Source organism: Streptomyces monticola, assembly GCF_042665355.1.
GTDB classification, from domain to species: Bacteria; Actinomycetota; Actinomycetes; order Streptomycetales; family Streptomycetaceae; genus Streptomyces; species Streptomyces monticola.
This window is the reverse complement of sequence record NZ_JBHTCF010000009.1, coordinates 157789-184266: the sequence shown is the minus strand read 5'-3', so window position 1 is coordinate 184266 and position 26478 is coordinate 157789. Positions and strand designations below refer to the sequence as shown.

22 protein-coding genes are annotated in these 26478 nt (G+C 71.7%); 16 read left to right on the top strand and 6 right to left on the bottom strand.

Annotation, left to right across the window (positions count from 1 at the left end):
- Positions 1 to 2: 2 nt before the first annotated feature.
- The 3 genes from ACFQVC_RS22070 to hmgA all read right to left on the bottom strand — a co-directional run bounded on the left by ACFQVC_RS22070 (position 3) and on the right by hmgA (position 3432).
- Entirely contained in the window at positions 3 to 1202 is a 1200-nt protein-coding gene (locus tag ACFQVC_RS22070) for a type ISP restriction/modification enzyme (RefSeq protein WP_381833163.1), read from the bottom strand.
- 12 nt (positions 1203 to 1214) lie between these two features.
- Positions 1215 to 1964 carry a GntR family transcriptional regulator gene (locus ACFQVC_RS22065; protein ID WP_381832828.1) on the bottom strand — a complete coding sequence of 250 codons (750 nt, stop codon included), beginning with the start codon at positions 1962 to 1964 and terminating at the stop codon, positions 1215 to 1217.
- A 139-nt stretch (positions 1965 to 2103) separates the two neighbouring features.
- Positions 2104 to 3432: a homogentisate 1,2-dioxygenase gene (gene hmgA, locus ACFQVC_RS22060; RefSeq protein WP_381832825.1), complete on the bottom strand. Its 1329-nt coding sequence runs from the start codon at positions 3430 to 3432 to the stop codon at positions 2104 to 2106.
- A 484-nt stretch (positions 3433 to 3916) separates the two neighbouring features.
- Here hmgA and ACFQVC_RS22055 point away from each other — a divergent pair, with 484 nt between their 5' ends.
- The 13 genes from ACFQVC_RS22055 (at position 3917) to ACFQVC_RS21995 (ending at position 21756) form a co-directional block, all read left to right on the top strand.
- Positions 3917 to 5986 carry a right-handed parallel beta-helix repeat-containing protein gene (locus ACFQVC_RS22055; RefSeq protein WP_381832822.1) on the top strand — a complete coding sequence of 690 codons (2070 nt, stop codon included), beginning with the start codon at positions 3917 to 3919 and terminating at the stop codon, positions 5984 to 5986.
- Entirely contained in the window at positions 5983 to 6876 is an 894-nt protein-coding gene (locus tag ACFQVC_RS22050) for a cupredoxin domain-containing protein (RefSeq protein WP_381832819.1), read from the top strand. The genes ACFQVC_RS22055 and ACFQVC_RS22050 overlap by 4 nt, the downstream gene beginning before the upstream one ends.
- On the top strand, positions 6873 to 8177 hold the full coding sequence (locus ACFQVC_RS22045; protein ID WP_381832816.1) for a hypothetical protein: 1305 nt from the start codon (positions 6873 to 6875) through the stop codon (positions 8175 to 8177). The genes ACFQVC_RS22050 and ACFQVC_RS22045 overlap by 4 nt, the downstream gene beginning before the upstream one ends.
- Positions 8178 to 8356: 179 nt before the next feature.
- Complete coding sequence (locus ACFQVC_RS22040; RefSeq protein ID WP_381833160.1) at positions 8357 to 8980, top strand: TetR/AcrR family transcriptional regulator; 624 nt, start codon at positions 8357 to 8359, stop codon at positions 8978 to 8980.
- Between the two features lie 145 nt (positions 8981 to 9125).
- The gene (locus tag ACFQVC_RS22035) at positions 9126 to 11411 is read left to right on the top strand and encodes a molybdopterin oxidoreductase family protein (RefSeq protein ID WP_381832813.1); all 2286 of its coding nucleotides are present in this window, start codon (positions 9126 to 9128) and stop codon (positions 11409 to 11411) included.
- A gap of 120 nt (positions 11412 to 11531) precedes the next feature.
- Entirely contained in the window at positions 11532 to 13001 is a 1470-nt protein-coding gene (locus ACFQVC_RS22030) for a CitMHS family transporter (protein ID WP_381832810.1), read from the top strand.
- A 3-nt stretch (positions 13002 to 13004) separates the two neighbouring features.
- The gene (locus tag ACFQVC_RS22025) at positions 13005 to 14246 is read left to right on the top strand and encodes an MFS transporter (RefSeq protein WP_381832807.1); all 1242 of its coding nucleotides are present in this window, start codon (positions 13005 to 13007) and stop codon (positions 14244 to 14246) included.
- A gap of 182 nt (positions 14247 to 14428) precedes the next feature.
- Positions 14429 to 14920 carry a hypothetical protein gene (locus tag ACFQVC_RS22020; RefSeq protein WP_381832804.1) on the top strand — a complete coding sequence of 164 codons (492 nt, stop codon included), beginning with the start codon at positions 14429 to 14431 and terminating at the stop codon, positions 14918 to 14920.
- Between the two features lie 173 nt (positions 14921 to 15093).
- Positions 15094 to 15717 (top strand): carbonic anhydrase, encoded by a 624-nt coding sequence (locus ACFQVC_RS22015; RefSeq protein ID WP_381832801.1) that lies wholly within the window; start codon positions 15094 to 15096, stop codon positions 15715 to 15717.
- A gap of 14 nt (positions 15718 to 15731) precedes the next feature.
- Positions 15732 to 17297, top strand: coding sequence for a SulP family inorganic anion transporter (locus tag ACFQVC_RS22010; RefSeq protein ID WP_381832798.1), 1566 nt, complete (start codon positions 15732 to 15734; stop codon positions 17295 to 17297).
- Between the two features lie 283 nt (positions 17298 to 17580).
- The gene (locus ACFQVC_RS22005) at positions 17581 to 18969 is read left to right on the top strand and encodes an aldehyde dehydrogenase family protein (protein ID WP_381832795.1); all 1389 of its coding nucleotides are present in this window, start codon (positions 17581 to 17583) and stop codon (positions 18967 to 18969) included.
- An 81-nt stretch (positions 18970 to 19050) separates the two neighbouring features.
- The gene (locus ACFQVC_RS22000) at positions 19051 to 20133 is read left to right on the top strand and encodes a Zn-dependent alcohol dehydrogenase (RefSeq protein ID WP_381832792.1); all 1083 of its coding nucleotides are present in this window, start codon (positions 19051 to 19053) and stop codon (positions 20131 to 20133) included.
- Positions 20134 to 20424: 291 nt separating this feature from the next.
- On the top strand, positions 20425 to 21756 hold the full coding sequence (locus ACFQVC_RS21995) for an MFS transporter (RefSeq protein WP_381832789.1): 1332 nt from the start codon (positions 20425 to 20427) through the stop codon (positions 21754 to 21756).
- Here ACFQVC_RS21995 and ACFQVC_RS21990 read toward each other — a convergent pair.
- Both ACFQVC_RS21990 and ACFQVC_RS21985 read right to left on the bottom strand, forming a co-directional pair.
- A complete protein-coding gene (locus ACFQVC_RS21990; RefSeq protein ID WP_381832786.1) occupies positions 21722 to 22726 on the bottom strand; it encodes a DMT family transporter in 1005 nt (334 codons plus the stop codon). The genes ACFQVC_RS21995 and ACFQVC_RS21990 overlap by 35 nt on opposite strands.
- A gap of 393 nt (positions 22727 to 23119) precedes the next feature.
- Positions 23120 to 23770, bottom strand: a complete 651-nt coding sequence (locus ACFQVC_RS21985) for a TetR/AcrR family transcriptional regulator (protein ID WP_381832783.1) — start codon at positions 23768 to 23770, stop codon at positions 23120 to 23122.
- 65 nt (positions 23771 to 23835) lie between these two features.
- On the opposite strand from ACFQVC_RS21985, the gene ACFQVC_RS21980 reads away from it, so the two are divergent.
- The 3 genes from ACFQVC_RS21980 to ACFQVC_RS21970 all read left to right on the top strand — a co-directional run bounded on the left by ACFQVC_RS21980 (position 23836) and on the right by ACFQVC_RS21970 (position 26011).
- A complete protein-coding gene (locus ACFQVC_RS21980; protein ID WP_381832780.1) occupies positions 23836 to 24987 on the top strand; it encodes an acyl-CoA dehydrogenase family protein in 1152 nt (383 codons plus the stop codon).
- A gap of 60 nt (positions 24988 to 25047) precedes the next feature.
- The gene (locus tag ACFQVC_RS21975) at positions 25048 to 25290 is read left to right on the top strand and encodes a YiaA/YiaB family inner membrane protein (protein WP_381832777.1); all 243 of its coding nucleotides are present in this window, start codon (positions 25048 to 25050) and stop codon (positions 25288 to 25290) included.
- Positions 25291 to 25360: 70 nt separating this feature from the next.
- A complete protein-coding gene (locus tag ACFQVC_RS21970) occupies positions 25361 to 26011 on the top strand; it encodes a TetR/AcrR family transcriptional regulator (protein ID WP_381832774.1) in 651 nt (216 codons plus the stop codon).
- Here the strand turns inward: ACFQVC_RS21970 and ACFQVC_RS21965 are convergent.
- Positions 26002 to 26466 carry a MaoC family dehydratase gene (locus ACFQVC_RS21965; protein ID WP_381832771.1) on the bottom strand — a complete coding sequence of 155 codons (465 nt, stop codon included), beginning with the start codon at positions 26464 to 26466 and terminating at the stop codon, positions 26002 to 26004. The two genes, ACFQVC_RS21970 and ACFQVC_RS21965, sit on opposite strands and share 10 nt — an antisense overlap.
- Between the last annotated feature and the right edge of the window lie 12 nt (positions 26467 to 26478).

The window sequence follows — 26478 nt, the reverse complement described above, 5'->3', positions numbered from 1 at the left end:
GCTCAGAGCAGGGCGAACTGACCGCCGGGGCCCTCTTCGTGGTGGTCGAGGACCGACGCGGGGCGACGCGCGGCGGCCGGTACCGGAAGCACCCCGGCCGAGCGCAGCTCCCCGGCGGTGACCGGGCCTGCGGCCGCCGCCTGCGCCAACTCCTCCTGGCGCGGGCGCACTTCGGCGAGCAGCGCCAGTACCGTGATCAGCTCAAGCAGCTCCGACGTCCACGCCTGGGGCCAGGACGAGGGCCGGAGCGCGTCCAGGCCCTCGGCCTGCCCGGCGCCCGAGCGCCGCTCGAACCACAGCTCCAGGACCCGGACTCCGCTCACATGGAAGTCCCACGCCGCCGGCGGCACCGGGGAGATCAGCCCGTCACCCAGGTGCAGGGCCTCCTCCTCGCGGTCGTAGAGCAGCTCGCCGGGGCGGGCCGGGAGCGCCGCACGGACGTAAGGGCGGCGCCCGCCGGGCAGCTTGGGGCGCTCGCCGGTCCGCAGATGCAGCCACAGAATGCGATGCCCGAGCTCCACGCCGTGCGCCCAGATGTCGGGGTCCGCGGGCAGCGGCACCCGGCAGCCCGCTGCGGTGCGCCGGGCGGCGGCGAGGGTCCAGGTGAGCAGCGCCTCGGCCGTGACGTCCTGGCCGAAGCGCCGGCCGAGCAGTTCGAGCAGGCCGGGGGCGGTGTTCGGCTCCTCGCCGCCGGGGCGGCGGTAGAGCGGGCGGATCCGGCCGGGGCGCCCGGCGGGGGAGCGGCCGTCGGGAAGGAGCGCGGTGGCGACCAGAGCGGGGCCGCTCGCATCCGGGACATGGCCCGGCTCGACCAGGAAGAGCTGCTGCGGACCGGCCACCCGCCACAGTTCGGGGCGGGCCGAGTCGATCAGCCGGTGGTCGGGAATCAGCCACTGCTCGTCGAACGGCCCGTGCAGCACCCGCACCGGCTCCGGGCACGGACCCGACTCGGCAGCCAGACGTCCCGTACCGCCCGACTGGCCGGGCAGCGCGGCGACGGAACTGGTCAGCGTCCGCGACCTGCTGGGCCGCAGCAACGCCTCGCGCTCGGCGCCCTCGGACCGCACGAACGCCGCCCACCGTGCCTTCAGGGACGCCGCGTCCGGTGCCATGGGCCAGGAGCGGCCGAGCCGCAGCGGCGCGACCGACCACGGCAGCAGGTCATCGAGCAGCGGCGCATCCTCGTACGTCACGCAGAGAATCGTACGGTGTGCTCAATGTGCGTCCAGGGTGACCGTGAACGAGAAGCGGTCGCCGCGGTAGTGGATCCGGGCGACGTCGAGAACCCGGCCGTCCTCGTCATAGGTGACGCCGGTGTAGTGCAGGATCGGGCTGAGCAGGGGCACTTGGAGCAGCGCCGCCGTCTCCGGGTCCGCGAGCCGCGCCTCCACGGTGTCCGTGATACGGCTGATCCGCACCCGGACCACGTCCCGCAGCACCTTCGTCATCGGCCAGCGCTCCAGATCGGCGGGCTCGACCAGGGCGGCGACATCCGGACGGACGTAATTGCGCGCGTGGTTGGTCGGCTCACCGGTCTTCTCGTCGCTGCGCAGCCGGTGGTACGTCGCCACTTCCGCGCAGTCGGGGAAGAATTCGGAGATGTCCGCGGGCACCGGGGAGCTGCCGTGGTCGAGGAGCTCGGCGCGCATCCCGGACTGCTGCGCCACGATCGCGTCCACCGAGCCGAGCAGCCGCACGGGCGCGCCCCGTTCGGCGCTCGGCTCGATGAAGGTGCCCCGTCTGCGGTGCCGGCTGATCAGCCCCTCGTCCTCGAGTTCCTTGAGCGCCTGCCGCATGGTCAGCACGCTCACGCCGTAGTGCAGGGCGAGCTGCTCCTCGGTGGGGAGGCGCAGCGGTGCGTCCGGCGAGCGGCCCAGTATCGAGGCGCGCAGCGACTGCGACACCTGGTACCACAGCGGCAGCTTGCGGTTCAGGACGATCGAGTCCGGGGCAAAGGCGGTCACGGCTGCTCCGCTCCGTATGGATCTGCTCCGTCTGACGAATGCTGACGAATGGTTCTGCTCCGTCTGACGACCGGAAGTGTCCGATCGGCCGTCGACCGGACACGAACGATCGGTCTGCGACCGGACACGACGGACCGGTCTACGACCGGAAATGACGCTGGAGACCCTGCCATACATCGTCATAGCGCGTCTGCAGGTGGTCGGCCTCCGCCGCCTGGGGAGCGAGCGCGACCGGCCAGCGTGTCTCGAACATAAACGCAAGCCCGTCGTCGATCTTCTGCGGCTTCAGCTCGGCGGCGCTCGCGCGCTCGAAGGTCTCCCGGTCCGGGCCGTGCGCCGACATCATGTTGTGCAGCGAGCCGCCGCCCGGTACGAAGCCCTCGGCCTTCGCGTCGTAGGCCCCCTCGATCAGGCCCATGTACTCGCTCATCACGTTGCGGTGGAAGTACGGCGGCCGGAATGTGTCCTCGCCCACCAGCCAGCGCGGCGCGAACACCACGAAGTCCACGCCCGCGAGACCCGGGGTGTCGGAGGGGGAGGTCAGCACCGTGAAGATCGACGGGTCCGGGTGGTCGTACGAGATCGAGCCGAGGACATTGAAGCGGCGCAGGTCGTAGACGTACGGGACGTGATTGCCGTGCCAGGCCACGACGTCGAGCGGAGAGTGGTCGTAGGTCGCGGTCCAGAGGTTGCCGCAGAACTTGTTGACCACCTCCACCTCGCCCCCGGGCCCATCGATGTCCTCGTACGCCGCGACGGGGGCGCGGAAGTCCCGTGCGTTCGCCAGGCCGTTGGCGCCGATCGGGCCCAGGTCGGGGAGCTGGAAGGGCGCGCCGTAGTTCTCGCAGACATAGCCGCGGGCGCTCTCGTCGAGCAGTTCCACACGGAAGCGCACCCCGCGCGGGATCAGCGCCACCTCGCCCGGCGCGGCGTGCAGGAGGCCGAGTTCGGTACGGATCAGCAGGGCGCCGAGCTCGGGCACGACCAGGAGCTCACCGTCGGCGTCGCTGAACACCCGCCGTTCCATCGAGGAGTTGGCGTGGTAGAGGTGCACGGCCATACCGGTGCGCTGGGCCGCGTCGCCGTTGCCGCCGAGGGTCCACAGGCCGGCGAGGAAATCGGTGCCGGGGGCCGGCTGCGGCAGCGGGTTCCAGCGCAGCCGGTTGGGGTCGGGCACCGCGTCGGTGAAGGGGGCCGTGCGGATCGCGCCGTTGTCCGTGCGCGTGAACGCCGGGTGCGCGGCGGACGGGCGGATCCGGTACAGCCAGGAGCGGCGGTTGTGGGCGCGCGGCTCGGTGAAGGCGCTGCCGCTCAACTGCTCGGCGTAGAGACCGAGCGGGGCGCGCTGAGGTGAGTTGCGGCCGTGCGGAAGGGCGCCGGGGACGGCCTCGCTGCTGTGCTCGTTGCCGAAGCCGGAGAGGTAGTCGAGCCCCTCCGCCGTCTTGCGCGCCTGCTCGGTGCCGCTCATGTGCGCTCCCCGCTGCCGAAGGAATCCTGGAATCCTATGGATAACCGTAGGATTCCGGCGGTGGTCCGTCAACGGCACGGCTGCCAGGTCCGGTCGCGGTGCGTCTCGTTCGGTGGGCGCCCGTGCCTCCGAACTGCCCAATCCCGCTCGCGCGAATGGCGCGGGCATATGCACGATCGACCTATGAATGATCCCTTCATCTATGCACTTGTCGACCCGTTCTGTGTCGGGGGCCTCTACGTGCCGGGAACGGCGGCGGACGGCTCCGCGGACCCCCTGGGCGAGCGCGCGGGAGATCAACTGGGCGAATCCGGCGCGAGATTCGGGCCGGAGCCTGGGCCGCGGGTGGAGCCGGGGCCTGGGTCAGGGCCGGGGCCGGGATTGTCGGGACCGGTAGCCGCAGCCGTAGCCGTAGCCGTAGCCGCCGAGGATTTCTCGTGCACGGGGGCTACCAGAAAGTGAACAATGCTCTACTCTCACGCGCATGTCATGGACCCGCAGGTTCCTTGCCGTGCTCGCGCTGTTCGCCGCCGTGCTCGTCCCCGCCTCCCCGGCCCTGGCCCATGAGGAGCGCCCGGTCTCCTTCCCCGATGGCTCGGGCAGCGTGCCCGAGTACCGCGAGGGCGAGCCGGATCTGCTGGTCTGCAAGAGCGACCGGGACGCGTTCGAGCGCCGGATATCGGGGTTCCCCGAACCCCTGCGCAAGCGGAACCTGAAGCTCTTCGACCGCTGCCTCGACCAGGGTCACCGCCATCTGCAGCAGGCCGTCGACGCCGTCGACCGGCCCGGCATGACCATCGCGGTCCTGCCGGGCCGCTACGAGGAGGAGCCCTCGCGGCCCAAGCCCACCGGGGCCTGCGCCCGGCTCAAGGCGCCCGATTCCGCGCTCGGTTACCAGATCCTGTCGTACGCCCAGCAGAAGCGCTGCCCGCACAACCAGAACCTGGTCGCGATCATCGGCAAGAAGAATCTGCAGATCGAGGGCACGGGCGCCACCCGCACCGACGTGATCTTCGACGCCGGGTACGGCAAGCTCAACGCGCTCCGCGCGGACGGCAGCGACGGCATCTACTTCAAGAACTTCACCGCCCAGCGCACCACGTTCAACTCGCTCTATGTCCTCGCGGGCGACGGCTTCGTCATCGACGACGTCCTGACCCGCTGGAACGACGAGTACGGCTTCCTCACCTTCGCCAGCGACCACGGGCTCTACAAGAACTGCGAGTCCTACGGCAACGGGGACTCCGGCATCTACCCGGGCAGCGCCTCCGACATCAACAACGGCCGTGGCTATGAAGTCCCGCGCTACTCCATCGAGATCACCGGCTGCCGCAGCCACCACAACATGGTGGGCTACTCCGGCACCGCCGGCGACTCCGTATGGGTCCACGACAACGAGTTCGACCACAACATGGGCGGCGCCTCCATGGACTCCGCCTTCCCCGGCCACCCCGGACTGCCGCAGAACCACGCCAAGTTCGAGGGCAACGACATCCATGACAACAACCAGGACTACTACCGCCATGTCGCCGACGGCACCTGCGCCAAGCCGCCCATCGAGCGCGGCTACGAGCGCGGTGTCGTCTGCCCGCAGATCTCCATGCCGCCCGGCACCGGGATCATCACCGCGGGCGGGAACTGGAACATCTACGAGAACAACCGGATCTACGGCCATGACCGCGCCGCCTTCTTCCTGAGCGCCGTCCCGGCCTTCATCCGCGGCGAGTCCGCCTGGTCGAAGCAGGCCGACACCTCCCACCACAACCGGTACGCGGGCAACCGCCTCGGCGAGGACAAGCAGGGCCGCGCCCGCCCCAACGCCACCGACGTGTGGTGGGACGGCCAGGGCGAGGCCAACTGCTGGCAGCCGGACACCGGACCGTCCTCGCCGCGCGCCCTGCCGTCCTGCGGAGAGCGGCGCGGCGAGGTCTCCGGCGGCTCGGACCGCCTGGTGGGGGAGCCCGCCAAACTCGCCCATCTGCTGGTCTGTGCCGACTACGACGTGCGCGCACGACGCCTTCCGGCCGGCTGCGACTGGTACGGCGCCCAAGGTGCCGAACGTGTCGAGGTGCAGATCGCCCTCGCCGTCGCCGCCGTGCTCGCCCTGGCGGGGGCGGGCCTGTGGTGGCGCCGGCTCCGCCGCGACCGGTGGGCCACGGTGGCCTCGGCCGTGGGGCTCGTCGGCCTGGGCCTCGATGTGGCGGGCGCGACCACGGGCCTCGCCTCCTCCTATGTCCCGGCCCTCGCTCTGGTGCTGCTCGCCTACTGGTGGGTGGTCATCGGTCTGGCCCTGCGGCACGCTCGTCCAGGGCTTGCCTGGGTGACGGTCGCCCTCGGCGCCCTCACGCTGCTCGACGCCTTCGACAAGGCGGTCGTCATGATCCCCTGGATCCCGCTCGGCCCGGCCTGGCTGCGCGCACTGCTCGGCCTGGTCTGGGTGGTGTGGGCGGTGACGGCCTCGGCCCGCCGGGGCGCTCGGGCAGGCCGGGAGCCGTCGCAGTCGGGGCGTGCGCCAGAACCCCCGGTGGACGCCGCCGAGGGGACACCCGCGTGAGGCGCGGCATCCCGGCGGCGGCCGTCGTCCTGCTCGCGCTGCTCGCCACCGCCACCGGCTGCACCGACCGCCCCACCACCCACCACAAGCCGGGCACCGGCCACGAGCAGGCCGACGGCCCGGTCGGCGAACTGCTCAAGCGCAAGGACGAGAGCGGCCACCGCTACCGGCAGGTCGACGAACAGGGCGCCCCGGACGTCGGGTTGAGCCTGCGCCCCGACGCCGAGGACGGCTGGAACGTCCGCCTGGCCGTACGGAACTTCCGCTTCACCCCCGACAGCGTGGGCGGAGCGGCCCTGCCCGGCAGCGGCCACGCGTATCTCTATCTGGACGGCCACAAGATCGCCCGGCTGTACGGCACTTGGTACCACCTCCCCGGGAATCTGGTCCCCCGCGGCACCCACCGCCTCACGGCCCGGCTCCACGCCGACGACCACACCGTCTGGGCGGTCGACGGCAAGGCGGTGGAGTCCACGGCCGACCTCACGGACTCGGGAGCGGAATCAGGGGCGGCTGCGGGGGCGGGCTCCGGTTCGGACGCGGGCTCAGGCTCGGGTGAGGGCTCCGGCTCGGGTACGGACTCCGGCTCGGGTGCGGGGCGGGCGGACCCGGAGCAGGGCGGTGCCGTCGACCGCACCGTCACCGTGACCGTCACCGACGGCAGGGTCCAACCCCCGCCCGGACGCGTGGAGTTGGACCAGGGCGACCGCGTCCGCCTGAAGGTCACCAGCGACCGCACCGACACCCTGCACGTCCACGGCTACGACAAGGAGGCGGCGCTACGCGCGGGAGAGCCGGGCACGCTCACCTTCACCGCGGACCGCACCGGACTCTTCGAGGTCGAGACCCATGGCTCGGGCCTCGTCCTGACCCAGCTGGTGGTGCGGTGACGGCCCACTCCCCGGGACGGATACGCCAACTCGCCCACGGCATCGGCTCCCAGCACGATCTGCCGATCTCCCCCTTCTACGCCTTCGCCGGTGCCTTCGCCGCGCTCTTCGTCTCCTTCCTCGCGCTCGGGCTGCTCTGGTCCGTCTCCCGCTTCCGCGGCGACCGCTCAGGGGCGGCGCTGCCGCTCGCCGTCCAGCGCGCCGCCGACGCCCGCGTCACCCGCCTGGTCCTTCGCGGACTCGGCCTGGCCGCCGCTCTGTTCGTCCTCCTGCACCTCCTCCTCGGCCCCGACGATCCGGAGCGCAATCCGGCCCCCGGCACCGTCCACGTACTCTTCTGGGTCGGTCTCGTCCCCTCCTCTCTGCTGCTCGGACCGGTGTGGCCACGGCTCAACCCGCTGCGCACCGTGCACCTTCTGGCCTGCCGCGCCGCCCGCCGTGACCCCGGCGCGGGTCGTCCGGTGCCACCGCGTCTCGGCCTGTGGCCCGCGGCGGCGGGACTGCTCGTCTTCACCTGGCTCGAACTGGCCGCCCCAGAGCCCGCGTCGTCCACCACCCTCCTGTGCTTCCTCATCGGCTACGCCGCCGTGCACCTCACCGCCGCCGCCCGCTTCGGCGAGCGGTGGTTCACACGGGGCGACGCCTTCGAGGTCTACTCCCGGCTCATCGGCGCTCTCGCCCCCCTGGGCCGCCGCAGGGACGGGCGGCTCGTCCTGCGCAACCCCTTCCACGGTCTCGACGCGACCGAGCCCGCCCCCGGTCTCGTCGCCACCGTGTCCGTCATGCTCGGATCCACCGCCTACGACGGTCTCTCCGACGCCCCGTCCTGGATCGACACCCTCCAGACCTCATCGCTCGGCCGGACCGCCACCGGCACCCTCGGGCTCCTCGGCGTCACCGCGCTTGTCGCCGCCGTCTACGGCCTGTGCGCCTTCGCCGCACGCGCCGTCTCCGGCCGGCTCCCGCACCCCCTCACCGCTTTCGCGCACTCACTCGTGCCGATCGCCGTCGGCTATCTCATCGCCCACTACTTCACCCTCTTCGTGACGGAAGGGCCACGCACAGTCATGGTGGCAGCCGGCACTGACAATCCCCCCGCGCCGCTGTCACCGCTGAGTCCGGGCGGGCTCGCGGTGCTGCAGGTCCTCGCCATCGTCACCGGCCATGTCCTGGGCGTCGTCGCGGCGCACGACCGCTCGGTGCGCCTCTTCCCGCCCGCACGGGCCGTGGCGGGCCAACTCCCGCTGCTCGCGCTGATGATCACGTACACGATCGGAGGCCTGAGCCTGCTGCTCGCGTGACCTCGTGGCCCGGTGGCCTCGTGGCCCGGTGGCCTCGCGGCCCGGTGACCGAGGCGCCGTGACCCGGAGCCCTCATGCCCCGCAGACTCCGTGCCCCGGTGACCGCCGCCCACCCGTCACCCGTACGTCCGTACATCCGTACACCGTGCCCACGACCCCTGCCGAGAGGCGAAGGCATGATGGAGCCCGTGTCCCGACCCCACTCCCAGCCGAGCAAGAGCAACCTGCGTCGCGAGCCCGTGCAGCGGCGCAGCGCCGAGCGCCTCACCCGGATACTCGACGCGTGCGCCGCGCTCCTCGACGAGGCGGGCTACGAGGGCCTGAGCACCCGCGCCGTCGCCGACCGTGCGGGCGTGCCCATCGGATCCGTCTACCGTTTCTTCACCAACAAGCGCGCCATGGCCGACGCGCTCGCGCAGCGCAACCTCGACCGGTACGCCCAGCGGATCACGGTGCGGATCGCCGAAGTCCCGCAGGACGACTGGCGGGCCGCCGTGGACGCCGCCCTCGACGAGTACCTCGCCATGAAGCGCACCGTGCCCGGCTTCGCCCTGGTCGACTTCGGGGTACCGGCGCAGGACGCGGACGCCAACCACCTGGTCGCCGACCGGCTCGGCGCGCTTCTCTCCGGGCACCTCGGCCGGCCCCTCGACGACCGTCTGCGCCGCTCCCTGCAGGTCAGCGTGGAAGCCGCGGACGCCCTGCTCCAACTGGCCTTCCGCAGCGACCCGTCGGGCGACCCGGACCTTGTCGCCGAGACCCGGGAACTGCTGCACGCGTATCTGGCCCGCACCTTCGACTGAGGCCGGTCGCGGGGTGTGCGCCGCCAACCGCGGAGAGGCCACCGGCAGGCAAGTCGGTGCCGCCACTGTCTCCCCTCCATGCGTACCGGTCGGTATGCTCAGCCCCGCCTGCGCGTCACTGCTGCCGCCGCCCCAGGGAGGGCCCGTGTCCAGTAACTCCCGTTCCGCGCACCACTTCCGCACCGCTCAGCGGGTCTGCCCTCTCTGCGAAGCCACCTGCGGTCTCACCCTCACCATCGAGGGCACGCGCGTCACCGGCGCGCGCGGCGACCGGGACGATGTCTTCAGCCGCGGCTTCATCTGCCCCAAGGGCGCCGCGTTCGGCGAGCTCGACGCCGATCCGGACCGGCTGACGCGCCCGCTCGTACGCAAGGACGGCGAGCTCCGGCAGGCAAGCTGGGACGAGGCGTTCGACGCGGTCGCCGCGGGCCTGCGCCCCCTGGTCGAGGAGCACGGACCGGACGCCGTCGGGATGGTGCTCGGCAACCCCAACGTCCACACCATGGCGGGCGCCCTCTATCCGCCGGTGCTGATGAGCACGCTCGGCTCCCGGAACCTCTTCACCGCGAGCACCCTCGACCAGATGCCCAAGCATGTCTCCAGCGGGCTGCTCTTCGGCGACCCCCTCGCCATCCCCGTGCCCGACCTCGACCGCACCGACCACCTGCTGCTCCTCGGCGCCAACCCCCTGGAGTCCAACGGCAGTCTGTGCACCGCCCCCGACTTCCCCGGCCGGCTCAAGGCGCTGCGCAAGCGCGGCGGCACCCTCACCGTCGTCGACCCGCGCCGCACCCGCACCGCGCAGCTCGCCGACCGCCATCTTGCGATCCGCCCCGGTACCGACGCCCTGCTGCTCGCCGCGCTCGTGCATGTCCTCTTCGAGGAGCGCCTGGTTTCTCTCGGCGGCCTCGAACCGTACGTCGAGGGCGTGGCCGAAGTGCGGGACGCGGTGGCCGGGTTTGGGCCCGACGCGGTCGAGCGGGCCTGCGACATCCCGGCCGCCGAAATCCGGACCCTCGCCAGGGAGCTCGCCGCCGCACCCACCGCAGCCGTCTACGGCCGTATCGGCGCCAGCGCCGTCGAGTTCGGCACCCTCGCCTGCTGGCTCGTCGACGTCCTGAACGTCCTGACCGGCAACCTCGACCGGCCGGGCGGCGCCCTCTTCCCGCTCTCCGCCACCGACCGTGCCCCGCGACCCGCGGCCCCCGGCAAGGGCTTCGCGCTCGGCCGCTGGAAGAGCCGGGTCAGCGGCCATCCGGAGGCCAAGAGCGAGCTGCCGACCGCCGCGCTCGCCGAGGAGATCGACACCCCGGGCGAGGGCCGGATCCGCGCGGTGATCGCCGTCGCTGCCAACCCGGTGCTCTCCGCGCCGGACGGCGATCGCCTCGACCGGGCCCTCGCGAGCCTGGACTTCATGGTCGGCGTCGACCCGTACCTCAATGAGACCTCGCGGCACGCGCACGTGGTGCTGCCTCCGCCGCCGCCCTCCCAGAGCGCGCACTACGACTTCGCGTTCAACGCCCTGGCCATCCGCAACCAGGTCCGCTACACCCGCTCCGCCGTCCCCCTGGAGGCGGGCCGGATGGACGAGAGCGAGATCCTCGCCCGGCTGGTCCTCGCCGTCTCCGGCATGCACGGCCTGCCCCCGGAGACCGTGGACGACATGGTCATCGGGCGCTCCCTCGGCAAGGCCGTCGCCGATCCGCACGCGCGCGTGCACGGACGTGACCCCAAGGACCTCGCCGGGCGGCTCACCGGCGACACCGGTGCCGAGCGGCGGCTCGACATGATGCTGCGTCTCGGCCCCTATGGCGACGGATTCGGCACCGACCCCGAAGGCCTCACCCTGGACCGGCTGCTCGCACACCCGCACGGCATCGACCTGGGTCCGCTGGAGCCCCGGATTCCGCAGCTGCTCAAGACCCGCAGCGGCCGGATCGAGCTGCTTCCCGCTCCGGTCGCCGGCGATCTGGACCGGCTGCGCGGCGCGCTCGACCGCGACGTCGACGGGTTCGTCCTGGTGGGCCGCCGCCATCTGCGCTCCAACAACAGCTGGCTGCACAACGTGCCCGCCCTCAACCGCGGCTCCAACCGCTGCACCCTGCAGATCCACCCCGAGGACGCCGGGCGGCTCGGCATCACCGACGGCGCGGCCGTACGCATCAAGGGCGCCGGGGGAGAGATCGAGGCCCCCGCGGAGGTCACCGACACCATGCGCGGCGGTGTGGTGAGCCTGCCGCACGGCTGGGGCCACGACCGTCCCGGCACCCGCCTCTCGGTCGCCGCGGCCACCCCGGGCGTGAACACCAACCAGCTCCTCGACGGCACGCTCCTGGACCCGCTCTCGGGCACCGCCGTACTCAACGCCGTTCCCGTGCTCCTGGCGCCGGTCGTCGCCGCAGCGCGCGAAACCCCTGATGCAACCCTGTGACCTGGAGTTTTGCGCTTATTGCTCGCGTGTCAACATCTTGTTAACGCTGACTGACCCGACCTAACGTCTTGCGAACCGCCGGCCCTGGTGGGAGTTCAAGGGCGAACGTTAGGTACCCAAATGCTGACCATCCTTGGCTTCGCCATGATTGCGACCTTCCTGGTCCTGATCATGATGAAGAAGATGTCGCCGATAGCGGCACTGGTGCTGATCCCCGCGCTCTTCTGCGTCTTCGTCGGACAAGGAGCGAAGCTCGGGGACTACGTCCTCGAAGGTGTCACCGATCTCGCGCCCACCGCGGCGATGCTGATGTTCGCGATCGTCTACTTCGGCGTGATGATCGACGTCGGTCTCTTCGATCCGATCGTCCGAGGCATCCTGCGGTTCTGCAAGGCCGACCCGATGCGGATCGTCGTCGGCACCGCCGTGCTCGCCGCGATCGTCTCGCTCGACGGCGACGGCTCGACCACCTTCATGATCACCGTCTCGGCGATGTACCCGCTCTACAAGCGCCTCAAGATGAGCCTGGTCGTCATGACGGGTGTCGCCGCCACCGCCAACGGCGTGATGAACACGCTGCCTTGGGGCGGTCCGACCGCCCGCGCCGCGACCGCGCTCAAGCTGGACGCCAGCGACATCTTCGTGCCGATGATCCCCGCACTCGCCGTGGGTCTGCTCGCCGTCTTCTTCCTCGCGTACGTCCTCGGCGTCCGTGAGCGCAAGCGCCTCGGCGTGCTCACCCTCGACGACGTGCTCGACAAGGAGCCGGAGTCCGAGACCGTCCTCGTCGGCGCGGGCGGCGGCAAGGGCGGCACCAAGGACGGCCGCAAGGGCCGCAAGGGCGGCGGCGGTCGTACGGACAAGTCCCCGGCCGCGGGCGGCGGTTCCGCCGTCCCCACGGCAGACGGCGCGGAAAGCGCCAAGGACGGCGACGGCGACGACGAGGGCTTCCAGGGCCTCGACCCCGACCGGCCCACCCTGCGCCCCAAGCTGTACTGGTTCAACGCCCTGCTGACCGTCGCGCTCCTCACCGCGATGATCATGGAGGTGCTGCCGATCCCGGTGCTGTTCCTGCTCGGTGCGGCCCTCGCCCTCACCATCAACTTCCCGCACATGCCCGACCAGAAGGCCCGGATCGGCGCCCATGCCGAGAACGTCCTGAACGTCTCCGGCATGGTCTTCGCCGCCGCCGTCTTCACCGGCGTCCTGCAGGGCACCGGCATGGTCGACCACATGGCCAAGTGGCTGGTCTCCGCCATCCCCGACGGCATGGGCCCGCACATGGGCCTGGTCACCGGCCTGCTCTCCATCCCGCTGACCTACTTCATGTCGAACGACGGCTTCTACTTCGGGATCGTCCCGGTGCTCGCCGAAGCCGGCGCCGCCCACGGCATCGCGCCCGTCGAGATCGCCCGCGCCTCCCTCGTCGGCCAGGCCCTGCACATGTCGAGCCCGCTGGTGCCCGCCGTGTACGTCCTCGTCGGCATGGCCAAGGTCGAATTCGGCGACCACACCAAGTTCACCGTCAAATGGGCCGCACTCACCTCGCTCGTGGTGCTGTGCGCGGGACTTCTCTTCGGGATCATCTGACCGATGGGGAAAGACGGTTCAGGGCCCGGCAGGACATGGCTGCTGCGCCTCGTCATCGCCTTCAGCTTCGCGCAGGGGGCGGTGTCGATGGCGCGGCCCGCCGTCTCCTACCGGGCCCTCGCCCTTGGCGCCGACGAACGCGCGATCGGCGTGATCGCCGGTGTGTACGCGCTGCTCCCGCTGTTCGCCGCCGTACCCCTGGGGCGCAGGACCGACCACGGCAGGTGCGCGCCCCTGCTCCCCGTCGGCGTGATCCTCATCTCCGGCGGCTGCGCGCTCAGCGGCATCGCCGGCTCGCTTGCCGCCATGGCCGCGTGGAGCGGTGTCATGGGCCTCGGCCATCTCTGCTTCGTGATCGGCGCCCAGTCGCTCGTCGCCCGCCAGTCCGCGCCCGCCGAACAGGACCGCAATTTCGGCCATTTCACGATCGGCGCCTCGCTCGGTCAGCTCATCGGCCCGATCGCCGCCGGATACGTGATCTCCGAGCGGAACGGAGCGATGACACGCACCAGCGCGCTCGCCCTGATCGTCGCCGCGGCCGTCGCCGCCGTCGCCCTCACCTCGCTGTGGCGCATCGAGCACCGCACGGCCGCCAAGTCCCGTACCGCGCAAGGCGCCAAGGTCCCCGTCCACCGCATCCTGCGCACCCGCGGCGTACCCGCGGGCATCTTCATCAGCCTCGCCGTCCTGTCGGCCACCGACATCCTCACCGCCTATCTGCCCGTCGTCGGCGAGCACCGCGGTATCGCACCGGCCACCGTCGGACTGCTGCTCAGCCTGCGGGCAGCCGCCACCATCGCCTGCCGCCTGGTGATGACCCCGATGATCCGGATCGTCGGCCGCAGCGCCCTGCTCGTGATCACCTGCCTGCTCGGTGGTCTGCTGTGTGCGGGCATCGCCCTGCCGGTGCCGGTGTGGGGCCTCGCCGCCATGCTCGCCGTGCTCGGCTTCTGCCTCGGCGTGGGCCAGCCGCTGTCCATGACGACCGTCGTCCAGGCCGCCCCCGCCGAGTCCAAGTCGACCGCGCTCGCACTGCGCCTGACCGGTAACCGGCTCGGCCAGGTCGCCGCGCCCGCGTCGGCCGGTCTGGTCGCGGGTGTCGCGGGCGCCGCGGCGCCGTTCCTGATGCTGGGCGCCCTCCTCGTGGCCGCCGCCGGACTCGGTCTGCGAGGCGGGGCGCGCCCGGAGAGCAGCCGGGGCGCAAAGGGCGCAGGCGCCGCAAGTAAGGCTCACGCGCGGCACTGACCAGGGTGAATCCAGCCACACTGCGCCCCCGCGTTAACCCATCATTCACACAGCAACGCGCAAACTGGGCACAGGTCTTGGGCACAATGGTGATCATCGCCCTGCGGCGCAAGTGCCGCTCGCGGCGTGCACGGCGTATGCCGTGGACCGGGTGAACCTACGTCAGTGGCAGGGAGGTCGAGATGCGCGGCAGACACCGTGAGGTGTTCGGCACGCTGATCGCCGCCCTGTGCACCCTGCTCGCCTTCGTGCTCGCCACGGACACCGCCGCGGCCCATCCCGGCGGGGAGACCAGGGCGGGCGATCCCGCCCCGGTCGCGGCCGCCGCACCGGAGCCGCAAGCCGCGCCCTCCACAGCGCCCGCTGCGGCCTCCACAGCATCCGCTGCGGCCTCTGCGGCCTCCACGCCGCCCCAAGTCCCGGATGCCAGGCCGCAGGCCGCCGTCTCCGTGCCCGGCGACCACCGGGGCCCCTTCGACGACTGCAGGCACCGCCGCGCCACCCGCGCCTCGGTCGCCGCCCCCGCCCCCCAACCGGAGTCCGGCGACCTGTGCGGCGCCGTCCTCCCGTCCGGCCGCGCCGCGAGCGCACCGGCAGTGCCCCGGTGCACGACCGAGGCCGTGCCGCCGAGACCGGGCGAGCGTCAGGTACTCCTGCAGATCTTCCGCTGCTGATACGGGACGAAGGCAGCTCCAGCGTCTCTCCACCGACGCCGGACAACCTTTGTAGTGATCCGTACGCAGCGCAGCGACCGACCACCCGTCTCGCGCGGGCACATCCGGCAGGGCACCTTCCGCGGTACCCCCTTGCCTGAACTGCCTTGTGCGGGGCGTCTGGAGGAACCCTCATGCATTCGTTCATCGACCACGCCCGTCGCTTCCCCGGCCGGATCGCCGCCACGGGGGAGGAGCGCGAACGCTTCGGCAGGCTGGCCCAGGGCCAGTCGCCCGAAGCCCTGTTCATCACCTGCTCCGACTCCCGGGTGATCCCCTCCCTGTTCACCGGGGCGGAGCCGGGCCAGCTCTTCGAACTGCGCACCGCGGGCAACGCGGTGCCGGACTACGGCGCCGCCGAGAGCGCCAGCGGCGAGGCCGCCACCATCGAGTACGCGGTCAGTGTGCTGCGCGTACCGGACATCGTGGTCTGCGGCCACTCGCACTGCGGTGCGGTACGGGCGCGCGTCCACGGCGACGACCTCGCCGCCGTGCCCGCGGTGGCCGGCTGGCTCGACCGGCAGCTGCCGCACCTGCCCGTGGGCGAGGCCCCCGCGGACGGCGTCGACGACGCCGCTCATGTGGCCGCCTCCGTGCAGAGCCACGTCAAGACCCAGCTCGAGCGGCTGCGGCAGTACCCCTGTGTGAGCGAGCGGCTCGCGGCCGGCGAGCTGCGACTGCACGGCTGGTACTACGCGATAGACACCGGCCTCGTCATGGAGCACGACGCGTCGGCCGACGCCTTCCTGCCGCTGTGAAGGGAACCACCAGCATGTCTGCAACCGCACCCGGCGCCGATACCGGCGCCTCCAAGGGCGACGGCCGTGGCACCCGCGGCACCATCCGGCAGGACGTGACGGCCTCCCTCGTGGTCTTCCTGGTCGCCGTCCCCCTCTGTGTCGGCGTCGCCGTCGCCTCCGGCGTGCCCGCCGAACTCGGCCTCATCACCGGCATCGTCGGAGGCCTCCTCACCGGTTTCCTGCCGGGCAGTTCACTCCAGGTCAGCGGGCCCGCGGCGGGCCTCACCGTGCTCGTGTACGAGGCGGTCGAGCGCTATGGCCTGGCCGCGCTCGGCGTGCTCGTGCTCTGTGCCGGGCTGCTGCAGGTGGCGATGGGCGCGCTGCGCCTCGGCCGCTGGTTCCGGGCCATCTCCGTGGCCGTCGTCCAGGGCATGCTCGCCGGTATCGGTCTCGTCCTGATCGCCGGGCAGGTGTACGCGCTCGCCGATCTGAAGGCCCCCAGCAGCGGCCTCGACAAGCTGGCCGGACTGCCGGGCCTCGTCTCCGACATCCTCGCCTCGGACAAGGCGCTGGCCGCGCTCGGCATCGGCGTCGGCACGATCGTGGTCCTGGTGGTGTGGCCGCGCTGGAAGGCCGCCGCACGGATCGTGCCCGCGCCGCTCGTCGCGGTCGCCGGCGCCACCGTGGCCGTCGCCGCCTTCAGCCTGCCCGTCGCGCGCGTGGAGGTGCAGGGGCTGATCGCGGCCATCCAGCCGCCCGGCGGCAGCGAGTTCAGCGGCCTCCTCGAGGTCGGCATGATCGGCACCGTCATCGCGTTCGCGCTGATCGCCTCCGCCGAGTCGCTGTTCAGCGCGGCGGCGGTGGACCGCCTGCACAAGGGGCCGCGTACCGACTACGACAAGGAGCTCATCGCCCAGGGCGCGGGCAACGCCGTCTGCGGTGTCCTCGGAGCCCTGCCGATGACCGCCGTGATCGTCCGCAGCGCGGCCAATGTGCAGGCGGGCGCCAAGACCAGGGCGTCCCGTGTGCTGCACGGCGTGTGGCTGCTCGTCTTCGCGGCCGCCTTCCCCGCCGCGCTCGGCGTCATCCCGGTCGCCGCTCTGGCGGGCGTCCTGGTGCACGCCGGGTTCAAGCTCATCCCCTGGAAGGACCTCGGCCCGCTGTGGCGCGAGCACCGGGGCGAGCTGGCCATCCTGGTGATCACCGCGGTCGCCGTCGTGGTCGGCAACCTCTTCGAGGGAGTGCTGCTCGGCCTGCTGCTCGCGGTCGCGAAGACGGCCTGGGAAATCTCCCATGTGCATGTGGAGGTCGTCGAAGGCTCGGTCGAGGTCGCCGGAGTCGGCGGGTCTGCCTGTGTCCGTGCTCCCCTTCGGGTACGGGTGCTCGGCAACGCCACCTTCCTGCGCCTGCCCAAGCTCCTCGACTCCCTGGAGGCGCTGCCCACCGACCGTGAGCTGCACATAGACCTCAGCGGTCTGCGCCATGTCGACCACGCCTGCGCGATGGCGCTCGCCACCTGGGAGGAGCGGCACAACGCCCTGGCGGTCGCCTCCGAGATCCCGCCGGTGCGGGTGAAGGCCGCAGTGGGCGGATCCTGAACACCCTTGGCGCGAGGGCCCGGTGGCGCGCTGCTGCCGGGTCGAGGGCCCGGTGGCAGCACGCCGCCGGGCCCTCGCGCGCCGTCGGCACCGGCCGGGCCACGCGTACACCGTGACGCGTACATCGGCTGCACCGTGCCCCGCACATCGGCTGCACCGTGCCCCGCACATCGGCTGCACCGTGCCCCGCACATGGAGCGGCGGCCGGATCGCCCCTGGCGCCAAAAAACTAACGGCGCTAGTTTAGATCGCGGACGACGCAGGCAGGCTCGGAAGGAGTGCCATGAAGGCGCACGACGGCATGTACATCGGCGGCGACTGGCGCCCGGCCGCGGGGCAGGACACGATCGCGGTGGTGAACCCGGCCGACGAGCAGGTCATCGCCCATGTCCCGGCCGGCACCGCCGAGGATGTCGACGCCGCGGTCAAGGCCGCCCGCGCCGCCTTCCCGGCCTGGGCCGCCACACCGCCCGCCGAGCGCGCGGCGAAGATCGCCGCCCTGCGCGATGTGCTCGTCGCGCGCAAGGACGAAATCGCCGAGACCGTCACGGCCGAGCTCGGCTCGCCGCTGCAGTTCTCGCAGATGGTGCACGCGGGCGTGCCCATCGCCGTGGCCGGCTCGTACGCCGAACTCGCGGCCTCGTACTCCTTCGAGGAGAAGATCGGCAACTCCACGGTGCTGCTCGAACCGGTCGGCGTGGTCGGCGCGATCACGCCCTGGAACTACCCGCTGCACCAGATCGTTGCCAAGGTGGCTCCCGCGCTCGCCGCCGGCTGCACCGTTGTCCTCAAACCCGCCGAGGACACCCCGCTCGTCGCCCAGCTCTTCGCCGAGGCGGCGCACGAAGCGGGCGTACCCGCAGGCGTGTTCAACCTCGTGACCGGACTCGGACCCGTGGCGGGCCAGGCGCTCGCCGAGCACGACGGCGTGGACCTGGTCTCCTTCACCGGCTCCACCGCGGTCGGCAAGCAGATCGGCGCCACCGCGGGCGCCGCCATCAAGCCGGTCGCCCTGGAGCTCGGCGGCAAGTCCGCCAATGTCATCCTGCCGAGCGCCGACCTGGCCAAGGCGGTGAACGTCGGCGTGGCCAACGTCATGTCCAACTCCGGCCAGACCTGCAGCGCCTGGACCCGCATGCTCGTCCACGCCGACCAGTACGACGAGGCGGTCACGCTCGCCGCCGCGGCCGCGGCCAAGTACGGCGACCGCATCGGCCCGGTCGTCAACGCCAAGCAGCAGGACCGGGTGCGCGGCTACATCGAGAGGGGCACCGCCGAGGGCGCCCGCGTCGTCGTGGGCGGCCCCGAATCCCCGCAGGACAAGGGGTACTTCATCACCCCCACCGTCTTCGCGGACGTCACCCCCGACATGACCATCGCCCAGGAGGAGATCTTCGGCCCGGTCCTGTCGATCCTGAAGTACGCCGACGAGGACGAGGCCCTGGCCATCGCCAACGGCACGGTGTACGGCCTGGCGGGCGCCGTCTGGGCCGGTGACGAGGCGGAGGCCGTGGCCTTCGCGCGCCGGATGGACACGGGCCAGGTCGACATCAACGGCGGCCGCTTCAACCCGCAGGCGCCCTTCGGCGGTTACAAGCAGTCGGGCGTCGGCCGTGAGCTGGGGCCGCACGGCCTGGGCGAGTACCTCCAGACCAAGTCCCTGCAGTTCTGAGCCAGTTGAGCCAGTTGAGCCAGTTGAGCCAGTCCTGAGCATGACCGACCGGTTCTGAACCTCTCCGAGGAGTACGTCACCGTGGTCCGCGCCGCCGTCCTGCCCGCCGTCAACGCCCCCCTGGAACTAACGGAGATCGACCTTCCGGAGCCCGGTCCCGGCCAGGTCAGGGTCCGCCTCGCCGCAGCCGGGGTGTGCCACTCCGATCTGTCCCTGTCCAACGGCACGATGCGGGTGCCCACCCCGTGCGTGCTCGGCCACGAGGGCGCGGGCACCGTCGTCTCCGTCGGCGAGGGCGTCACCCGGGTCGCCCCGGGCGACGGTGTCGTCCTCAACTGGGCGCCGTCCTGCGGCAGTTGTCACCCCTGCACGCTCGGCGAGGTCTGGCTCTGCAACAACGCGCTGGCCGGCGCCGCCGCCGTCTACGCCAAACGGCCCGACGGCACCGAGCTGCACCCGGGCCTGAACGTCGCCGCCTTCGCCGAGGAGACCGTCGTCGCGGCCAACTGTGTCCTGCCCGTGCCCGACGGCGTCCCGCTCACCGACGCGGCCCTGCTCGGCTGCGCGGTGCTCACCGGCTACGGCGCGATCCACCACTCCGCGCGCGTGCGCGAGGGCGAGTCGGTCGTCGTCTTCGGGGTCGGCGGGGTCGGCCTGGCCACGCTCCAGGCCGCCAGGATCGCCGGCGCGGGACCGGTCGTGGCCGTCGACGTCTCCCCGCAGAAGGAGGAGCTGGCCCGGGCGGCCGGCGCCACCGAGTACGTCGTCGCGTCCGACACCACCGCGAAGGAGATCAGGAAGCTCACCGGCGGCCAGGGCGCCGACGTCGCCGTGGAGTGCGTCGGCCGCGCCGCCACCATCCGTACCGCCTGGGAGTCGACGCGGCGCGGCGGCCGCACGACGGTCGTCGGCATCGGCGGCAAGGACCAGCAAGTCACCTTCAACGCCCTGGAGATCTTCCACTGGGGCCGCACGCTCTCCGGCTGCGTCTACGGCAACAGCGACCCCGAGCGTGATCTGCCGGTCCTCGCCGAGCACATCCGCGCGGGCCGGCTCGACCTGGGCTCCCTGGTCACCGAGCACATCGGCCTCGACGGCATCCCGGCCGCCTTCGAGAACATGGTCGCGGGCAAGGGCGGCAGGGCACTGGTCGTCTTCCACTAGCGAGCGGCCCGCCCCGCGCCACAGCCGCACAACCCACAAGACCCACTCCACAAGACCTACCCCGGACGCCCCCGCGGCGGCCGGGGCGCTTGTGCTGCCCGCTCCGAGGTGTTCGTGCTGCTCGCCGCGCAGAGCTCCAGGTCAAGTGGCTGAAGGAGGCGTGCAATACGCAGGCAGAAACTGTGACCGCACGACCCGTTGACCCCGCACCGACTGGTCGGTACGTTCCCCGGACATCACGGCGCCGCCCCCCTGATCTCCGTCCCCGCACCCACCGGAGTGTGCACCCGCATGGATTCGGCACCTTCCGCAGTCACGCCCTCCACCGCCACCGCACCGGCGGATTCCCACCGCCGCAAGGTGGCCACCGCGGCGGCGCTCGCCTCCGCCGTCGAGTGGTACGACTACTTCGTCTTCGGTATCGCCGCGGCCCTTGTCCTCGGCGACCTCTACTTCCCGGCGGGCAGCCCGTCCGCCGGCGTGCTCGCCGCGTTCGCGACCTTCGCGGTCGGCTTCCTGGCCCGGCCGATCGGCGGCATCATTGCCGGGCAGCTCGGCGACAAGCGCGGCCGCAAGCCCATGCTGGTGCTCGCCCTGACCCTGATGGGCCTGGCCACCACGGGTATCGGGCTGCTCCCGACGTACGAGACGATCGGCATCGCGGCCCCGCTGCTGCTTGTCGTCCTGCGCATCCTGCAGGGCGTCGCGGTCGGCGCCCAGTGGGGCGGCGCGATGCTCATGGCCACCGAGTACGCGCCGGAGGGCAAGCGCGGCCTCTACGGCAGCCTGGTCCAACTCGGTGTCCCCATCGGGGTGGTGACGGCCAACACCGTCTTCCTCGTCGCGGGCGGCCTCACCAGTGAGAGCGCCTTCGCGTCCTGGGGCTGGCGACTGCCGTTCCTGGTCGGCCTGTTCGTGCTCGCACTCGCCTGGTACATCCACGCGCGCGTGGAGGAGACCCCCGAGTTCAAGGAGGCCGAGAAGGCGCTCGCCGAGCAGGAGAAGGGCGAGGGGGAGCAGCGTTCGCCGCTGCGCACCATCCTGCGTGAGCACCTCGGCACGGTCTTCCTCGCGGGCGGCTCCTTCGCCGTGAACACCGCGACGTTCTACATCATCATCACCGGCGTCCTGGACTACACGACCCGCGAACTCGACATGAAGCGCAGCTCGGTGCTCATGGTCTCGCTCGGCGTCAGCCTCACCCAGCTCGCCCTGATCCCGCTCTCCGCGGCCCTCTCGGACCGCATCGGACGGATCAGGATCTACGCGCTCGGGGCGGCCGGACTCGCGGTGTGGGCGGTGCCGATGTTTCTGCTCATCGACACCGGCTCCCTGCTCTGGCTGGCCCTCGGCACCTTCGTGACCAGCTGCTTCCTGAGCATCATGTACGGGCCCCAAGCCGCCCTGTTCGCCGAGCTGTTCACGGCCGAGATGCGCTACACGGGGGCCTCGCTCGGCTACCAGATAGCGGCCGTCGGCGGCGGTGGGCTCGCGCCCTTCGTGATGGTGCTGCTCCTTGAGGCCACAGGCACATCGATGTCGGTGGCGGCGTACATCATCCTGCTCGCGGTCGTCGCGCTGATCAGCATCAAGATCCTTGCCGGGAGGGCGAAGGCGCGCTGACCTTCTCGCCGTCCGCGCGGTCCGGAGCCGCGCCCTGATCCGCAGCGGCGGTCTCGGCCGGCACGGCGGTGTCGCGGGCCCGGCGCGGCCGGGAGCGCGACACCGCCACGCCCGCGAGGCAGATCAGGCCGCCGCCGAGGGTCAGCCACCCGGGCACCTCGTCCAGGGCGATCCAGGACATCAGGACCACGATCGCGGGTACGGCATAGGTCGTCGCGCCCATCCGGCCCGCGGTCGTACGGGCCAGGGCGTAGGCCCAGGTCGTAAAGGCCAGGGCGGTCGGGAAGACGCCCAGGTAGACCATGTTGAGCGTGGCGGAGAGCGGGGCGTGGGCGGCCTCGTCGACCAGGACCCCGGCGAACGGCAGGCAGGCCGCCGCCCCGATCGCGCAGCCGAACGTCGTGACCTGCAGCGGGCTCGCGTGCCGCAGCGCGGGCTTCTGCACGACCACACCGGTCGCATACGTCAGCGCGGCCACCAGGCAGAGCGCGATGCCGAGCAGGGACGCGTTGCCCTCGCCCGACATCGAGAGGCCGACGACCACGGCGCCGCCGAACGACACCGCCATCCCGGCGAGCAGCCGCGGCGGCAGGGCCTCCTTGAGGAACAGGGCACCGAGCAGGGCCATGAGGATCGGGCCGATGTTCACGACGAGGGCCGCCGTGCCCGCGTCGACGAGGCGCTCGCCCCAGTTGAGGCACACCATGTACAGGCCGAACCACAGCACGCCCGCGACGGCGATGCCCGGCCAGGCCGCCCGTGGCGGCAGGCCCTCCCTGCGCACCGCCCAGATCAGGCCGATCGTCACGGTGCCCGCGAGCAGCCGGCCGAGGGCGAGCGCCCCCGGCGAGTACGCCTCGCCGGCACTGCGGATGGATACAAAGGCCGAGGCCCACAGCACGACGGTGACCGCGGCGGCGGCGAACGCGAGAACCTCGGGGCGGCGTGCGGACCGGGAAGGGGATGTCATGACGGCGAACTTACGGCCGAAAAGCTTCGGCGCCGAATGAATTAACGACAACCGTCAATCGGCGGGAGCGAGTCGACGGCAGCCTTCGGTCCTCATGCGGGCACAGGCGGCCTCGTGGCGCACGGCACCGGCGGCCACCGGCACTCGTGGCGCGCGGTAATGACGGTCACCGCACTCGTGGCGTGCGGTAACGACGGTCACCGCACTCGTGGCGCACGGCACCGGCGGCCACCGGCACTCGTGGCGCGCGGTAATGACGGTCACCGCACTCGTGGCGTGCGGCACCGGCGGCCACCGGCACTCGTGGCGTGCGGTAACGACGGTCACCGGCACTCGTGGCGTGCGGTAGCGACGGCCCTCTTCGCTCGTGGAGCGCCGTACCGACGACCCCCCTCACTCGCGGCGCGCCGTACCGGCGAGTGCCTCGTACCGCACCGCGAGCCCGTCGAGCAGTGCCCGCAGCCCCGTCTCGAAGGCGCGCTCGTCGATCTTCTCCTGCCGCTCGGCGAGCAGATGCGCCTGGCCGAGGTGCGGATAGTCGGCCGGGTCGTACGCCGTCTCGTCGTCGACGAAGCCGCCCGCGAAGGAGCCGAGCGCCGACCCCATGACGAAGTACCGCATCAGGGCGCCGATCGAGGTCGCCTGCGCGGACGGCCAGCCCGCCGCGGTCATGGCCCCGAACACCGCGTCCGCGACCCGCAGTCCGGCCGGGCGCCGCCCGGGGCCCTGGGCGAGCACCGGGACGATGTTGGGGTGCTCGGTGAGGGCGGCGCGATACGAGACGGCCCAGTCGTGCAGGGCGGTGCGCCACGGCCGGCCGTCCTCGAACATCGACAGGTCGACCTGGGCGCTCACCGAGTCCGCGACCGCCTCCAGGATCTGGTCCTTGGTGCGGAAGTGGTTGTAGAGGGACGGTCCGCTGACGCCGAGTTCGGCGGCGAGACGGCGGGTGGAGACGGCCGCGAGCCCCTCGGCGTCCACGAGCGCGCGAGCCGTGTCGACGATGAGATCGCGGCTGAGGAGGGGCTTGCGCGGTCGGGCCATGCCGCTCATAGTAGGGCCTGCCAACGAAAAACTAGCAGTGGTAATTAAAAGTGGGGTGCAGCCGCGTGAACCTGGAGCTGAGCGAGGAACAGACCGCGGTCCGGCAGCTCGCCGAGGACTTCGTCGACGGCGAGATCAGGCCGCACGTCGTGGAGTGGGACCGGGCAGAGAGCGTGGACCGCGCCCTTGTGAAGAAGCTCGGCGAGGTCGGCTTCCTCGGTCTGACCATCGACGAGGAGTACGGCGGCTCGGGCGGCGACCACCTCGCCTACTGCCTGGTGACCGAGGAGCTCGGCCGGGGCGACTCCTCGGTGCGCGGCATCGTCTCGGTCTCGCTCGGCCTGGTCGCCAAGACCATCGCGGCCTGGGGCAGCGAGGAGCAGAAGCACCAGTGGCTGCCGGGGCTCACCTCCGGCGAGTACGTCGGCTGCTTCGGCCTGACCGAACCCGGCACCGGCTCCGATGCCGGCAACCTCACCACCAAGGCCGTACGCGACGGCGACTCGTATGTCATCAACGGCTCCAAGATGTTCATCACCAACGGCACTTGGGCCGATGTGGTGCTGCTCTTCGCCCGCACCAACGACGCCCCGGGGCACCGCGGTGTCTCCGCCTTCCTGGTGCCCGCCTCAAGCCCCGGCCTGACCCGACGCACCATCCACGGCAAGCTCGGTCTGCGCGGCCAGGCCACCGCCGAGCTGGTGCTCGAAGACGTACGGGTGCCCGCGAGCGCGATGATGGCGCCCGAGGGCAAGGGCTTCTCGGTGGCCATGTCCGCGCTCGCCAAGGGCCGGATGTCCGTCGCCGCGGGCTGTGTGGGAATCGCCCAGGCCGCCCTGGACGCGGCCGTCGGATACGCGGGCGAGCGCGAGCAGTTCGGCAAGCCCATCGCGCACCACCAGCTCGTGCAGGAGCTGATCAGTGACATCGCGGTGGACGTGGACGCCGCCCGCCTGCTCACCTGGCGCGTCGCCGACCTCATCGACCGCGGCCTGCCCTTCGCCACGGAGTCCTCCAAGGCCAAGCTCTTCGCCTCGGAGGCCGCCGTCCGCGCCGCCAACAATGCCCTGCAGGTCTACGGCGGCTACGGCTACATCGACGAGTACCCGGTGGGCAAGCTGCTGCGCGACGCCCGCGTGATGACCCTCTACGAAGGCACCAGCCAGATCCAGAAGCTGGTCATCGGGCGCGCCCTGACCGGGGTTTCGGCCTTCTGAGTACGGACTGAGTATCCGTACGGATGGCCCCCGCGGGCGCCGCCCGCGACCCTGTTCGGCATGACAGACGCACCGAGCAAGCCGCAGAACACCTCGGCGTACTACGCCATGGCCATCGCGTCCTTCTCCGTCTCGCTCCTCGCCGTGACCGTCGCCGTCCTGTACATGGACGTGGACGTCTGGGTGCGGGCCTTCCTGGGCATCGCGATCCTCTATCTGACGACCTCCGCCTTCAACCTGGCCAAGGTGATCAGGGACAAGCAGGAGGCGGCCCGCTCGGCCGACCCCTTCAGCGGGCTGTGACCCGTACCCCTAAGCGCTTGCTCACTGGCGGGGTATGGTGTTCGTCCTGCGAGTAGGGAAGGGGTCTGCGATGGGTTCGGCGGGCACGGCGGAGGAGACCGGCGGCGAGGACATGCCGTGGGGCGAGGTGACGCCGGACGCGGCCAGGCGGCTGCTCGTCGCCGCCGTCGAGGCCTTCGCCGAACGCGGCTACCACGCGACCACCACCAGGGACATCGCGGGCCGCGCGGGCATGAGCCCGGCCGCCCTCTACATCCACTACAAGACCAAGGAAGAGCTGCTCCACAAGATCAGCGCGATCGGGCACACCAAGGCGCTCGACATCCTGGAGACCGCGGCCGACGGCCCGGGCGACGCCGCGGACCGGCTGGCCGAGGCCGTGCGCTCCTTCGTGGTCTGGCACGCCGGACACCACACCACCGCGCGCGTGGTGCAGTACGAACTGGACGCGCTCGGCGAAGAGCACCGCGCGGAGGTCGTCCAGCTGCGCCGCAGGTGTGACGCGGCGGTACGCCGGATCCTCAACGACGGTGTGAAGGCGGGGGAGTTCGACGTCCCCGATGTCTCCGGGACCACCCTCGCCGTGCTCTCCCTGTGCATCGACGTGGCGCGCTGGTTCAACGTGGCCGGGCGCAGGACGCCCGACGAGGTCGGCGCGATGTACGCCGACCTCGTCCTGCGCATGGTGGGGGCCCAGGGCCCCCGGGGTTCTCAGAAGTAGAAGCGGGAGACGGACTCGGCGACGCAGGCGGGCTTGTCGGCGCCCTCGCGCTCGACGGTGACGGTCGTGGTCAGCTGCACCCCGCCGTCCTTGGTCTCGGTGACGTCCGTAAGGGTGCCCGTCGCCCGCAGCCGCGAGCCGACCGGCACGGGGGAGGGGAACCGGACCTTGTTCGTGCCGTAGTTGATGCCCATCTTGACGTTCTCGACGCGCATGATCTGGGGCACGAGCGTGGGCAGCAGCGACAGTGTCAGATAACCGTGCGCGATGGTGGTGCCGAAGGGTCCCTGTGCCGCCTTCTCCGGGTCGACGTGGATCCACTGGTGATCGCCCGTGGCCTCCGCGAACAGGTCGATCCGCTTCTGGTCGACCTCCAGCCAGTCGCCGGTGCCCAGCTGTTCGCCGACGGCGGCCTTCAACTCCTCGACCGACGTGAAGATCCTTGGCTCTGCCATGTCCCATGCCTC